12 protein-coding genes are annotated in these 13,428 nt (G+C 35.0%); 4 read left to right on the top strand and 8 right to left on the bottom strand.

Annotated elements, in window-relative coordinates:
• Positions 1 to 120 precede the first annotated feature (120 nt).
• Together DF947_RS03405 and DF947_RS03400 are read right to left on the bottom strand one after the other, a co-directional pair.
• On the bottom strand, positions 121 to 2,028 hold the full coding sequence (locus DF947_RS03405) for a DUF3857 domain-containing transglutaminase family protein (protein WP_109928253.1): 1,908 nt from the start codon (positions 2,026 to 2,028) through the stop codon (positions 121 to 123).
• On the bottom strand, positions 2,025 to 3,998 hold the full coding sequence (locus DF947_RS03400; RefSeq protein ID WP_109928252.1) for a DUF3857 domain-containing protein: 1,974 nt from the start codon (positions 3,996 to 3,998) through the stop codon (positions 2,025 to 2,027). The genes DF947_RS03405 and DF947_RS03400 overlap by 4 nt, the downstream gene beginning before the upstream one ends.
• Positions 3,999 to 4,184: 186 nt before the next feature.
• On the opposite strand from DF947_RS03400, the gene DF947_RS03395 reads away from it, so the two are divergent.
• Entirely contained in the window at positions 4,185 to 5,138 is a 954-nt protein-coding gene (locus DF947_RS03395) for a 3'-5' exonuclease (RefSeq protein ID WP_109928251.1), read from the top strand.
• A 69-nt stretch (positions 5,139 to 5,207) separates the two neighbouring features.
• Positions 5,208 to 7,067 carry a M1 family metallopeptidase gene (locus tag DF947_RS03390; RefSeq protein ID WP_109928250.1) on the top strand — a complete coding sequence of 620 codons (1,860 nt, stop codon included), beginning with the start codon at positions 5,208 to 5,210 and terminating at the stop codon, positions 7,065 to 7,067.
• 8 nt (positions 7,068 to 7,075) lie between these two features.
• On the opposite strand, the gene DF947_RS03385 is transcribed toward DF947_RS03390, so the two are convergent.
• From DF947_RS03385 to queG, 3 genes are read right to left on the bottom strand one after another with little or no spacing between them, the layout of a single operon-like run.
• A complete protein-coding gene (locus DF947_RS03385) occupies positions 7,076 to 7,459 on the bottom strand; it encodes a type II toxin-antitoxin system VapC family toxin (protein ID WP_109928249.1) in 384 nt (127 codons plus the stop codon).
• Positions 7,459 to 7,662: a type II toxin-antitoxin system VapB family antitoxin gene (gene vapB / locus DF947_RS03380; RefSeq protein ID WP_109928248.1), complete on the bottom strand. Its 204-nt coding sequence runs from the start codon at positions 7,660 to 7,662 to the stop codon at positions 7,459 to 7,461. The genes DF947_RS03385 and vapB overlap by 1 nt, the downstream gene beginning before the upstream one ends.
• A 27-nt stretch (positions 7,663 to 7,689) precedes the next feature.
• On the bottom strand, positions 7,690 to 8,622 hold the full coding sequence (gene queG / locus DF947_RS03375) for a tRNA epoxyqueuosine(34) reductase QueG (RefSeq protein WP_109928516.1): 933 nt from the start codon (positions 8,620 to 8,622) through the stop codon (positions 7,690 to 7,692).
• Positions 8,623 to 8,746: 124 nt separating this feature from the next.
• On the opposite strand from queG, the gene DF947_RS03370 reads away from it, so the two are divergent.
• The gene (locus DF947_RS03370; RefSeq protein ID WP_109928515.1) at positions 8,747 to 8,953 is read left to right on the top strand and encodes a hypothetical protein; all 207 of its coding nucleotides are present in this window, start codon (positions 8,747 to 8,749) and stop codon (positions 8,951 to 8,953) included.
• 71 nt (positions 8,954 to 9,024) lie between these two features.
• On the opposite strand, the gene DF947_RS03365 is transcribed toward DF947_RS03370, so the two are convergent.
• Positions 9,025 to 10,533, bottom strand: coding sequence for a carbon-nitrogen hydrolase family protein (locus DF947_RS03365; RefSeq protein WP_109928247.1), 1,509 nt, complete (start codon positions 10,531 to 10,533; stop codon positions 9,025 to 9,027).
• 141 nt (positions 10,534 to 10,674) lie between these two features.
• Between DF947_RS03365 and DF947_RS03360 the strand changes: the two genes are divergently transcribed.
• Positions 10,675 to 11,052: a GxxExxY protein gene (locus DF947_RS03360; protein ID WP_109928246.1), complete on the top strand. Its 378-nt coding sequence runs from the start codon at positions 10,675 to 10,677 to the stop codon at positions 11,050 to 11,052.
• Positions 11,053 to 11,202: 150 nt separating this feature from the next.
• On the opposite strand, the gene ruvB is transcribed toward DF947_RS03360, so the two are convergent.
• Positions 11,203 to 12,225, bottom strand: coding sequence for a Holliday junction branch migration DNA helicase RuvB (ruvB, locus tag DF947_RS03355; protein WP_109928245.1), 1,023 nt, complete (start codon positions 12,223 to 12,225; stop codon positions 11,203 to 11,205).
• A gap of 31 nt (positions 12,226 to 12,256) precedes the next feature.
• Positions 12,257 to 13,153, bottom strand: a complete 897-nt coding sequence (locus tag DF947_RS03350; RefSeq protein WP_205940726.1) for a 3-hydroxyacyl-CoA dehydrogenase family protein — start codon at positions 13,151 to 13,153, stop codon at positions 12,257 to 12,259.
• Positions 13,154 to 13,428: the final 275 nt, after the last annotated feature.

Below are 13,428 nucleotides of genomic sequence, written 5' to 3'. Positions count from 1 at the left end.
CTCAAACAATTTAAATGCCCGAGCACGATAAAGATTATTCTTTTTGGACCAAATACAAACGCTTCGCCTCAACGGAAATTCTAATGTATCTTATTATGATTATTGGAATTACCCTTGGAATTATTTTTTTAAGCTAAGTGCCAGTTTCAGATAATCTGCCGAATTTACATCACCAACAAATTTTGCATAAGCTTCATAGCTTTCGGCAGGGAAAGTACCTTCATTAAGTACCAATTTTCTATAATATGTTAGCTTTTTACCATCAATACTGGTTTTGGAAATGTATTCGCCGAAAGGGCTTTTTAAGTTTTTGCTTTGAGGAATAATAAACTCTGTTTGAACATTATCTGGTAATGTATAAGTAATCACATCCTCATCAGTATAACCTCTATTTAAATAAACAGGCAAAGTTCTGTTTCTAACCTCGGGTACTGATCTTTTAATATTAAATGCATTGAGCAATAGAAACATTTTGTTTTCATTTACAGGTGCGTAGTTTCTTATGCTTATTGCGATATTTTCTGCAACTTCTGGATTGATATCTTTTTTCTGATTGTAGCTAACGGATTTAAAATCAATATTATCGATATCGTAATATTCTTTAAGTAACTTAAATTGCTCGCTCAGGGGTTTACCAATAATACTTTCTTGATTATCATATTGTGCACCTGAAAAAACGGTATTAACGTTTCCTATTATGTTTCCATCTGCCTGTAAAACTAAATCTGCCTTACGGATTTGAAGATTTTTTTCTGTTGATAATTTAGGCGTATGCAAGAGTTTTCCACCTTCGGCAGTGCAGGCCAAAACCAATCTATCATCTGTAAAATCACTTAAAAACCCGAATGGAATTTTCTGACTTGTGCATTCCAGCCAAGTGGTATCGCCTTTCATAGGCATGCAAAGAATGATGTGATTTCCTTGGACCATACTGGCATAGTTTGGGTCAACGCTCTTTTTGGTGCTTCCAGATTCAACCACGCAATAGTAAGACGCTATATCAACGGCCTTTAGCAGGCTTTGCATATAATTAACCAAGGCTTTGCAATCGCCATAACCCAATCGATCTACTTCTGATGCAGACACAGGCTGGAAGCCCCCAATTCCGATTTGAACACTGATGTAACGGGTTTTATCCTGCAGGTATTGATAAATTTTTCGAGCCTTATCCTGATCGGTCTTTTCATCCTTAACTAAACTCTTCACATATTGAATGGTAGCAGGAGGCAGCTCGGTTTTATCTTTTAACAGATCATCATAAATCCATTTGCCCAATTCCTGCCAATTAGCATAACTGCCCTTACGCCCATAGTAAGTAAATTGTTGTGGCGCAATTTTTATACTTGTTTCATAGGTTTCTGCATCTGGACTAAATGGTTCGGTTTTTACGGCGGAGATGTTGCCTGTTTTCCAGATAAAAGTTTTTTGCTTTTCTGTAGTGGTTTCTTCTGGTTTGCCAGCAAAATTTTGAGCCTTGATTCTAATTACATCAGTAGGCTTACAAATAAAAGTATATGTGCTTTTTTCTACAGAAACATCGTTGCCCGGTTTTGGAACCCAATCTGGAATGATCAGGTTTTGCTTATTCCGAATTTCATAATTGTAGACAATTGTATAGGGGAATTGATTAATTGAAGGCAAATAGTGTTTGACGCGACTATCAACAAATAACGAAAACCCATCTGCTGCGCTAACATCAGAGAAAGTACTTTGAGAAAACTTGTTTATCAATATTCCCGAGGCATTGTATATTTCGCCTTTTATGCTCTTTATAGATACGTTTTTGTCATAATATAAAACCAGCCGAGCTTCATCCTCGCCATTTTCGTTAAAAACCGTAATTGCCTTTTTAACATTAAACATAACGTTATCAGGCGATTGCATATCAACAGTTCGCTCTTCGTTTCTGATGCATGAATTTGCTCGGCTTCGTAAAGCGGAAGGAATTAAGTCTACATCGTAATTATCCTGGCAAAAAGCAGTTTTGGCAACAAAAAATAAAACAGCAAAAGTTATGATTAATCTCATTTTGAATCTTTTTTAAATAGAAGTTCTGTTTTTTGGTTTTGGATAATCTTGCTGTAAAACTCCTTTAAAAATAGATATTCTTCTGCTGGATAAATGGCATTGTTAAATTGTAAAATTTGGCTACAAGAAATTGAATTGTCTTCAAATGATGTTTTGAGTAAATATTTTCCTCCGTTGTTTGGAAGTCCGATGGCCATATCCTTTGGTTTTTCGAGCAATTCGTACTTATCGGGCATGGCAATATTTATGATTATTCTTTCGTCAGAAGCCGTGCCAAGGTCGATGGGATACGTTCTGTCATTTAAATTATATGGGTTCTTTAAAATTGTATTGATAAAAAACGGGCTTAAATAAAATTGCGTTTTTACACCATCATATACGGTAAACTCAACTTCATATCGTTCTGTTAAAGTATTTTCTACGCTATCAAGATTGTCTATCTGCTGGCTTAAAATTTTAATTTTAGGCATCCGCTCATCAAGCTTTTCTACATATTCTTCTGGCGAACTATAACGTTTTATATCCTTTCTTTTATTGAAGGCCGCATAACCAGAACTGTGCGTGGTTATTGTGCCTGTAATTTTTCCATTATCATTTAATTTACCTGTTAAAATGTAACTGGTGATTGTTTTTTGAGAGGCTTTTAAGTCAATCCAATAAGATGCCTTTTTTAAATTGATAACTCTTCCCTGATCATTTATGCAGCGCAGTGGGAGCAGTCCAAATGGTAACAAAGGTTCAGAAGCATCTAACAGATAGCTTTGATCGCCGATGTTAACTCTTGCTATGAGATAGTTAAAATCGCTTACTACCGGATAAAGTTTATTAACCGTGCCATTATCACGCGTTGAAAGGATTACAGCTTCTGCGTCTAAATTTGCGGTAGAAAGTGCAGAAATAAGGTTTAAGTTTATATCAGCGGTATTTCCAGATCTAATTTCCAAAGCTTTTTTTATGTTGTCTTCAGAATACATTCCAACATAATTATTCCACTTAATTTGTTTTTTAATGTAATCAAAAATGGCTTTTGCCTTGCTCAAATCATCAGTGGCATTTTTGGTAATTACCGGAATAATATCTTTATAAACATCTTTTCTTTTCATCTGGGCGCCAACTCTTTTCTCTGATGTCAAGTCGTAATCAATATCTTTCCAGGTTTTGGTGTAAGAAGTTTTTCCGCCATTAATATTTTGAACGTCAGATAGTTCAAAGTAAATTGCTGATTTAAAATTACTTGGAGCCGTCATGTTATCCTCTTCAATAAATGCTGGAACGTTTTTCATCTGATAAGTAATTTTCGAGCAATCCATAGATACACCGCCGGCCCTTAAACATTCCTTAGCGAGTTCTACTTTCTGATCAGATAGTTTTTGAAATCCGCGAAGCGAAACATTGTAATTGTAATTTCCGGGGATGTAAACCATATATTCACTGATCACTTTCGGAATATCGCTCTGAAACTCCCATGATTTGAAATTAAAAATATTTGGAGATTTTAATCGGTAACTGTATTCTATAACTGATCCTTCTTTCAAATTAGGAAGTGTAAACTTGGTTAGCCGTAAATACCTGGATTTATTCTCAGTAAAAACACCTTTTTTATCCATTGCGGTTTCTACAAAGTTTCCGTTTTCATAGTTAAATGTGGATGCTTTTAAATCAGAAATGCTTTCTTCACGACTATCATCCTTATACATCGGGATCACAATATTGGCTTCTTTAAAACCCTCTTTGTTGTATATTTTTATTTTTACATGATGATCAAATACAAGTTCCAATCTACCGGTGTTGTCATCTAATTGGAGAGAAGCCGTTCCAAATTCCCGTAAAACTATTGCATTTGCGTTACTGTCTATTTTCTTTTTACTAAATTCATAGTCATCGTAAGTAACTGCTCCGAAGTTAAAGTTTTGAGCATTAGCGACTAAGCTTCCGAAAAGTAGGAGTAAGATGGTTAGAATATTTTTCATTAGGAGCGTGTAATATTTATGGCAATTTAATAGTAGTAACCAATATTATGAAATAATTTTACAATTATATTTTTAAATTAGTTAGCCTCTTTTTGATAAGTAATGAAACCTTTTTAGCACTTTTGAATAAAAAATATTATAGAACATTGGTGGCAAATCAATGTCTTAATCTCACATCATAAAAGAATGAAATTAAATTTAAAACGTCCCTTAGCATTTTTCGATTTAGAAGCTACTGGTATAAATGTTGGTGCCGATAGAATTGTAGAAATTGCAATTTTAAAAGCAATGCCAGATGGTACTGAAATTGTTAAAACATGGCGTGTTAATCCAGAAATGCCCATTCCGTTGCAAACTTCTTTAATTCATGGAATTTATGATGAAGACATTGCGAACGAGCCCACATTTAAGACGCTTGCTACAGAAATTGCTGAGTTTATTGGAGAAAGCGATTTAGCAGGCTACAATTCAAATAAATTTGATATTCCAATGCTTTTGGAAGAATTTTTAAGAGCAGATGTAGATTTCGACATGAACAATAGAAAGTTTGTTGATGTGCAGAATATTTTCCACCAAATGGAACAACGTACCTTAAAAGCAGCCTATAAATTTTATTGTCAGGAAGATTTAGTTAACGCCCACGCAGCAGAAGCAGATGTAATTGCCACTTATAAAGTTTTGCTTGGCCAATTGGAAATGTATAAAGAAACTGAATATGAAAGCAAACAAGGTGTTAAAAGCATACCGGTTGTAAATGATGTTGATGCTTTGCACGTTTTTACAAACATTAACAAGCCTGTTGATTTTGCAGGCAGAATGGTTTATAATGATAATAATGAAGTTTGTTTCAATTTTGGTAAGCACAAAGGCAAAACTACCGCACAGGTTTTTGCGATTGAGCCAAGTTATTATGCTTGGATGAAGCAAGGCGATTTCCCTTTGTACACCAAAAAGAAATTAGATGAGGAATGGGCAAAATTCAATGCCAAAAAGAATGAGAACAGAGCGCCCAGACCTCAAAATCAAGCGCCAGCTAATAAACAACCTTACACACCAAAACCTCAGCCGAAAAAAGAAAAGCCTGCAGAGCCAATTAATACAGATATGTTGGAGCAGTTGAAAATGAAATTTGGGAAATAACAAAAAGCTTAAAGACCAAAGCTTAAAGTAGAAGTTTCTATCAGATAGCTTCTCATTTATTTATATACTATGAAATTTGTTAAAATTGTTATTGCCTTAATAATTCTTTGTGGTTCAGTTTCTGCACAAACTCAATTGCCGATCGAGCCAGTCTTTAAAAATACATATACAAAAGGCACAAGAAATGAAGACGGAAAACCTGGAAAAAAATATTGGCAAAATAGTGCCAACTATAATCTGAAAGTTGATTTTAATCCAGTTAACCGATTATTAAAAGGGAAGGTAGAAGTTGTATATACCAATCACAGTCCTGATACCTTAAAGGAAATTTGGTTTAAACTATACCCAAATCTGTACAAAAAAGGAACACCTAGAAAAGCCAAGTTTGCCGAGTCGGATTTAGGCGAAGGTGTGTCCATTAATAAAATGGTATCAAACGGAAAATCAATAAGCGATTTTAAGATTGATGGCACCAACATGACCGTTAATGTTCCAGCAGTTTTGCCAGGGAAAACCATTACATTTTCTATAGATTATAATTATACCCTTAACAAAGGTTCGCACATGCGTACGGGGCAGGTTGATGAAGGTTCACATTTTGTTGCTTACTTTTTTCCTCGAGTTGCCGTTTATGATGATGTTGATGGTTGGAATAAATTTCCGTACACAGGTGCCGAAGAATTTTACAACGACTTTGATAATTTTAATGCAGAAGTAACCGTTCCGGGCGGTTACGGCGTTTGGGCAACAGGCGATTTAAAAAATGCTTCTTCTGTTTTCCAAAAAGATATTGTTGCGAAAATGTTAACTGCAGAAAAGAATGATGGTATTGTTGATGTGATTACCGAAAAAGATCTCACGGATAAAAAAGTAACACAGCCTAATGATTTCAACACTTTCAAATTTGAAGCTAAAAACGTAACCGATTTTGTATTCGCGTTAAGCGATCATTATTTATGGAAATCTTCGAGCTTGATTGTAGATCCAAATACAAAGAGAAGAACGCGTGTAGATGCCGTTTTCAATCCAAAACATAAAGATTATTATGAGGTGATCGATTTTGCCCGTAAAACGGTTGAATCTATGAGTTATACTTTTCCAAAATGGCCGTTTCCTTATAATCATGAAACAATTTTTGATGGTTTAGATCAGATGGAATATCCTATGATGGTGAATGATAATCCGGTTGATAATCGTGTTGATGCCATTACTTTAACGGATCATGAAATTTTCCATACCATGTTTCCATTTTATATGGGTATAAACGAAACCAAATACGGATGGATGGATGAAGGCTGGGCAACAATAGGCGAGTGGTTAATTTCACCAATGATTGATTCTACGATTGTAGATGAGTATGGTATCCAACCTACAGCATCTTCTTCGGGAGGTAAGGATGATACTCCGATTATGACCTTAACTCCAGATCTTAAAGGTTCAGGTTCTTTTACAAACTCTTATCCTAAACCGGGTTTGGCTTATCTATTTGTAAAAGATTATTTGGGCGATGAATTGTTTACCAAGGCGTTACACAATTACATTAAAAATTGGAATGGCAAACACCCAATGCCTTACGATTTCTTTAACTGTATAAACGAGGGAAGTGGCAAAAATTTAAACTGGTTTTGGAAAGCTTGGTTTTTTGAAGGTGGAGTGACCGATATGGCTATAAAGGCAGTAGAAAAAACAGCTACTGGTTATACGATTACTGTAGAAAATAAGAGCATTAAACCGTTACCAATAGATTTAACCTTAACATACAGTGATGGTACAATCGAAAAGAATCACAATACAATTGGGGTTTGGGAAAAAGGAGATAAACAAGTTTTTGTTGAAATTAAAACAACTAAAAAACTAACTAAAGTGGTTATGGGTAGTGCTCACATTCCGGATAAGGTTAAGAGTGATAATAACTTTTCAGTGAACTAAATTATATATTATTGGATTAGTCGAATTTGGTAGGAAGGAAAATATGCATCTTTACTTACCAAAGTGAGTTTTTCAACTGTGGCCTGAGCAATTATAATTCTATCAAAAGGATCATTATGAATATGCTCTAGCTGTTGCAATTTTAAAATATGTGTTAATGTGATTGGAAGTATCTCAAACCCACTTTCTTCAATAATATCAAATATTTTTTCAAGGGCTGCATTCAAATCGATTCTGCCAAGTGAATATTTTATTGATAATTCCCAATAGCTAGCTATGCTAATGAAACATTTATTTTCGGGATCTTCTATTTGAGTTTTTATAGTTTTAGAAAGATTCTTATCACTAGTAATAAACCAAATTACGATGTGTGTATCAAGTAACAGGTTCATTATAAATATTCTTCAAAACCTTTAATTGGGTCATTGAAATTATCTTTAATCATTATTAAACCTTTAGCTAATCCTGAAGTTCTTTTTTGATTGTGAATATCCGTTCTGGTCTTATTAACCAAAGAATCTATATAATCAGATACCTTTTTTTTTAGTCCAGTAGGTAATTCTGAAAGTTTAGTATATAATTGAATATCAGTCATTATCAAATATAACAAAGATTAATGAAATTAAGATTTCAGAAAATCGATATTTCTTTTTAATCCATTAAACTTGGTACGCTTAACGGCAGAACCCTTAAAAACTTTTTTAAAGACTTCATCAGTTATTTCGGTGAGGTCTTTTTCATTTAAATCTAACAAGCCATTGTCGGGTTTAAAGGCTGGTTCGTTGTGCACTTTTGAAAATCGATTCCAGGGACAAACATCCTGACAAATATCACAGCCAAACATCCAATTGGCCATTTTATCTTTAAATTCTGTAGGAATTTCTTCTTTCAATTCTATGGTGAGATAAGAAATGCATTTTGTTCCGTCTACAACCTGTGGTGCAATAATGGCATCAGTAGGGCAGGCATCCAAGCAACGCGTGCAGGTACCGCAATGATCGGTTTGGAAAGGATGATCGTAATCCAATTCTAAATCAACAATCAACTCTGCCAAGAAAAAGAAGGAACCATCTGTTTTGCTGATTAAATTTGAGTTTTTCCCAATCCAGCCAATTCCAGATTTTTTAGCCCAAGCCCGATCTAAAACAGGCGCAGAATCTACAAATGCACGTCCAGAAACTTCACCAATATTATCTTCTATAAAAAATAATAGCGCCTTAAGTTTATCTTTGATTACGCTGTGATAATCCTGGCCATAGGCATATTTTGATATTTTTGGAGCATTTGCATCAGTCTGTTTTTCTTCGGTATAATAATTTAAAGATAAGGAGATTACAGATTTTGCATCATCAACCAAAAGACGTGGATCCAAGCGCTTGTCGAAGTAATTTTCCATATACTTCATTTCGCCATGATGATTGTTTTTAAGCCATTTTTCCAATCTTGGGGCATCTTCTTCTAGAAATTCGGCTTTAGAAATACCACAAGAAATGAAACCTAAACGGATGGCTTCATCTTTAATGAGTTGGCTATATTTTGCTGAATTGTTATACACAGATTTGCAAAGATAAGGCTTATGTTTTAAAACATTTTCACTAATCACTTGTTGTAAATGAAGAAAACTAAATTAATTAATTACTGGCTTCTCGATGATTAGAGGCCTTTACTCAAATAAAAAAATGGAAAATATAGATCCACAACATGTCGAGTCAGGGGAAGCTCCAAAACCGATAGAAAAAGATTACGAGAGTCATAAAGAAGATCCAGGACCAGCAAAACCGGCGGTAACAGAAAAGGATGAAAATGGTGCGGGTTCCGTTTTAAAATGGATTTTACCAATTGCCATTATTATTGGCTTAATTGTATGGTTTGCCATGAGAAAATAGTTAGCTTTAGATTAAATTGAAATGCCGGTTAGTGATGTGACCGGCATTTTTTGTTTCAATGAAGTCTAATTTTATTTTAAAAGTCTTGTTTGGTATAAATCAGTTCTTCTGTCTTTTAAAACCTTAACTGTACCATAATGATGCAATTCATCCAATAGGTGAAGATCAACATCGACAACAAGAACCATTTCCGTATTGGGAGTTGCCTCTGCCTTAACAGCATTGGTTGGAAAGGCAAAGTCTGAAGGGGTAAAAACAGCAGATTGTGCAAACTGAATATCCATATTGTTTACCTTCGGAAGATTACCCACACAACCTGCAATAGCCACATAACATTCGTTCTCAATTGCTCTTGCCTGCGCACAATGACGCACTCGGGTATAGCCGTTTTGGGTATCGGTTAAGAATGGAACAAACAAAATTTGCATTCCCTGATCGGCATAAATCCGGCTAAGCTCAGGAAACTCAACATCATAACAAATCAAAATTCCTACTTTGCCACAATCCGTATCAAAAACCTGAACCTTATCTCCACCCACCATTCCATAATATTTTTGTTCGTTAGGCGTGATGTGTATTTTTCTGTATTCATCAATTTTCCCAGTTCTATGGCACAGATAGGTAGCATTATAAAGTTTCCCGTTCTCTAATAAAGGCATGCTGCCCGTAATGATGTTTACGTTATAACTCAAAGCGTACTCATGCATTTTATCTACAATTTCCTGCGTTTTTTCTGCGAGTTTTCGCATGGCTTCAATCTCTGGTAAATGATTATAAGGTTGAAGCAAGGGAGTATTAAACAATTCGGGAAACAGGATAAAATCGGATTTGTATCCGCTAAGCGCATCCACAAAAAACTCTACTTGTTCGTAAAACACATCCATGTCTGGAAATAAACGCATTTCCCATTGTACTAAACCCAAACGAATGGTCATGGCTGAACGAGCTGAGGCATCTAACCCCTGATAATAAATATTATTCCACTCAATTAAGGTAGCATATTCTTTAGATTCGTGATCGCCCGGTAAATAATTTTTTAAAACTTTTCTAACGTGAAAATCATTTGAAATCTGGAAGGTTAAGGTAGGATCGTAAATTTCTTTTGATTTGACCTTATCAATATATTGTCTCGGACTTAATTTATCTGCATGAGCATGATATCCCGGAATGCGTCCACCTGCAATAATGCTTTTTAGGTTTAAACTTTCGCAAAGCTCCTTTCTTGCTTCGTATAATCTTCTGCCCAAGCGCAAACCGCGAAAATCTGGATGAACAAAGATTTCGATTCCGTAAAGTGTGTCTCCGTTTGGATCATGGGTTGAAAAGGAATAATCGCCGGTAATTAATTTATAAGTGTGTCGATCTCCATATTCATCGTATTCTACAATTATCGATAACGAGCAGGCAACTACCTTATCATCAACAGCGATGCACAGTTGCCCTTCAGGAAAAATATTTAAAAGTTTTGCAATACTTGATTTTGGCCAGATTGAGCCTCCCATACTGTCATAAGCCTGTAGCATGGATTCTTTTAAATCTGTATAATCTTCTAGCGTTAATTTGCGTAATTCAATATTCATAAAATGTTTGATTTATATAATTATGAACAGAGAAGATGCCTTAATGTTTGTACCGGATTTACATAACACTAATGAATAACAAAAGAAATACTCCTTTTAGGAATAATAAATTTTAATTGTTATTTTTAATAATGACGGAAAATGAAATTTTCTTATATAATTAGAGGCAGTGTTTTTAGAGTTTACAATACACTTGGGCCAGGACTTTTAGAATCGGGTTATGAGGCTGCTTTAAAATATGAATTAGAAAAATCAGAATTATATGTTCAAAATCAGGTTGCTTTAACTATGGTTTACGAAAATATTAGGGTTGATGTTGGTTGTAGATTGGATTTAGTACTTGAACGAAAAGTAATTATTGAATTAAAATCAACTGAAATGATTTTGAATGTGCATCATAAGCAATTACTTACATATTTAAAGCTATCGGGGATTAAATTAGGGTTGTTGGTAAACTTTAAGACAGATAATATTGCAAATAGCATTTACAGGGAGGCTTATGGTTTAAGAGATTATTGAGATTTTTCCCCGCAGATGAGCACAGATAAGGAACGCAGATTTAAAAGGATAAAAAGTTGATAAAGAGTTCAGCAAATTCGTCATTTTTTGGATTTGAATCTGCGTTGATCTGCGGTTTTTATCTTTTTAAATCTGCGGGAAATCTTAAATCTAAAACAATTTCCCTGTCTGCCCTGGATAATTTTTCTTCAAATGCTTATAAGCTGCTTCCGTAACTTCACGGCCTCGAGATGTACGCATAATGTAGCCTTCCTGAATTAAAAATGGTTCATAAACCTCCTCAATTGTTCCCTCATCTTCTCCAACAGCAGTTGCAATGGTTTTTAAGCCAACAGGTCCGCCTTTAAATTTATCGATTATGGTTACCAAAATTTTGTTATCCATTTCATCTAAGCCATGCTCATCAACATTTAAAGCATTTAGAGCATATCGAGCAATTTCGGTATCAATGTTTCCATTTCCCTTAATTTGCGCAAAATCTCTAGTTCTTCTTAAAAGTGCGTTGGCAATACGCGGTGTACCACGACTTCTTCGGGCAATTTCGTAAGCGCCTTCGTCATTAATTGGCGTTTTTAAAATATCTGATGAACGAAGTACAATTGTAGTTAATAATTTGGCATCGTAATAAGCTAAACGGGCATTGATTCCAAAACGGGCTCTTAACGGAGCTGTTAACAGACCAGAACGGGTTGTAGCACCAACAAGTGTAAATGGATTTAAGGAAATCTGTACAGAACGGGCATTGGGGCCAGTTTCTAGCATGATATCTATTTTAAAATCTTCCATTGCAGAATATAAATATTCCTCTACCAGTGGAGATAAACGATGAATCTCATCAATAAATAGAATATCACCCGTATCTAAACCAGTTAATAAGCCAGCCAAGTCGCCAGGTTTATCTAACACCGGACCAGAAGTAACCTTGATCCCAGCACCCATTTCATTGGCAATGATATAAGATAGCGTAGTTTTCCCCAATCCTGGAGGACCGTGAAGAAGAACATGATCCAAAGCCTCGCCACGCAGTTTTGCCGCCTGAACAAAAATCCTTAGATTCTCCATCACTTTTTCCTGTCCCGTAAAATCTTCAAAAGCCTGCGGACGCAAAACCCTTTCGATATCACGATCGGTAGGAGTTAAGTTATGCGCTTCTGGATCCAGATTTTCATTCATAGAGCAAATATAAAATTAAATGCTAAAAAAATTAGGATTTTTTAAATTTATCAGAAACCACCAAATCTTTTGATCCGGCAGTGTAGGTGTAAAACCCTTCGCCAGTTTTTATGCCTTTTTTGCCAGCAGCAACCATGTTTACCAAGAGTGGGCAAGGCGCATATTTTGGATTTCCAAAACCATCTTGTAAAACCTTTAAAATGGCCAAACACACATCCAAGCCAATAAAATCTGCCAGTTGCAAAGGCCCCATTGGATGTGCCATTCCAAGTTTCATCACCGTATCAATTTCATAAACTCCCGCAACACCTTCATATAAGGAATAAATGGCTTCATTAATCATTGGCATTAAAATCCTGTTGGCTACAAAACCCGGATAGTCATTTACCTCAACTGGCACTTTTTGTAAACTTTCTGAAAGCAACATAACGCTTTTGGTTGTTTCATCGCTGGTTTGGTAACCGCGGATTACCTCAACCAGTTTCATTACCGGAACAGGATTCATAAAATGCATCCCAATTACCTTATCGCCACGATTGGTAACGGCCGCAATTTGAGTGATGGATATAGAAGAAGTATTTGACGCCAAAATCGCATCGCTAGGAGCAGATTCATCTATTTCTTTGAAAATTTTAAACTTTAAATCTACATTTTCTGTGGCCGCTTCAACAATTAAATCAGCATATTTTACGCCCTCCGGAATTGATGTAAATGAATTTATGTTTTTTAAAGCCTCTAACTTCTGATCATCGGTTAAAGTTCCTTTTGATACCTGTCTTTCTAAATTATTGGTAATGGTTTGCAATGCCTTATCTAGCGCATTTTGATTTATATCTATAAGATTTACCTTAAAACCGAACTGTGCAAAGGTATGTGCGATGCCATTTCCCATTGTTCCTGATCCGATTACTGAAATATTTTTTATCATTTTGGTTAGTTTTTGCTCTTTTTACTGTTTTAGATTAGGTATTCGCTCATTATATTTTGTATTTGTCTGTTAATGAGCTGAAAAATTAACAATTCATATATCAAAAAATGATTCTTTATGAATTTAATTGGTAAATTTTGTTAAAAACTGCTTTTTAACAATGTTAAAACGGTTTGTCGATTCATTTTTCACTTTCATCGTTACTTAACATTTTAATTTTTTTCAATAACTGTTATTAGTTCTCGAATTATTAATCATCGCATAGGTTTTTAAAA

It is taken from the genome of Pedobacter paludis (genome assembly GCF_003173575.1).
GTDB lineage: Bacteria > Bacteroidota > Bacteroidia > Sphingobacteriales > Sphingobacteriaceae > Pedobacter > Pedobacter paludis.
The sequence above is the reverse complement of the archived record's forward strand: the minus strand, read 5'-3'. Positions and strand labels throughout refer to the sequence as shown.

Excerpts from the sequence above, each read along its gene's own strand:
- DF947_RS03405 (WP_109928253.1), bottom strand. The coding sequence starts at position 2,028 with ATGAGATTAATCATAACTTTTGCTGTTTTATTTTTTGTTGCCAAAACT.
- DF947_RS03400 (WP_109928252.1), bottom strand. The coding sequence starts at position 3,998 with ATGAAAAATATTCTAACCATCTTACTCCTACTTTTCGGAAGCTTAGTC.
- DF947_RS03395 (WP_109928251.1), top strand. The coding sequence starts at position 4,185 with ATGAAATTAAATTTAAAACGTCCCTTAGCATTTTTCGATTTAGAAGCT.
- DF947_RS03390 (WP_109928250.1), top strand. The coding sequence starts at position 5,208 with ATGAAATTTGTTAAAATTGTTATTGCCTTAATAATTCTTTGTGGTTCA.
- DF947_RS03385 (WP_109928249.1), bottom strand. The coding sequence starts at position 7,459 with ATGAACCTGTTACTTGATACACACATCGTAATTTGGTTTATTACTAGT.
- vapB (WP_109928248.1), bottom strand. The coding sequence starts at position 7,662 with ATGACTGATATTCAATTATATACTAAACTTTCAGAATTACCTACTGGA.
- DF947_RS03370 (WP_109928515.1), top strand. The coding sequence starts at position 8,747 with ATGGAAAATATAGATCCACAACATGTCGAGTCAGGGGAAGCTCCAAAA.
- DF947_RS03365 (WP_109928247.1), bottom strand. The coding sequence starts at position 10,533 with ATGAATATTGAATTACGCAAATTAACGCTAGAAGATTATACAGATTTA.
- DF947_RS03360 (WP_109928246.1), top strand. The coding sequence starts at position 10,675 with ATGAAATTTTCTTATATAATTAGAGGCAGTGTTTTTAGAGTTTACAAT.
- ruvB (WP_109928245.1), bottom strand. The coding sequence starts at position 12,225 with ATGAATGAAAATCTGGATCCAGAAGCGCATAACTTAACTCCTACCGAT.
- DF947_RS03350 (WP_205940726.1), bottom strand. The coding sequence starts at position 13,153 with ATGATAAAAAATATTTCAGTAATCGGATCAGGAACAATGGGAAATGGC.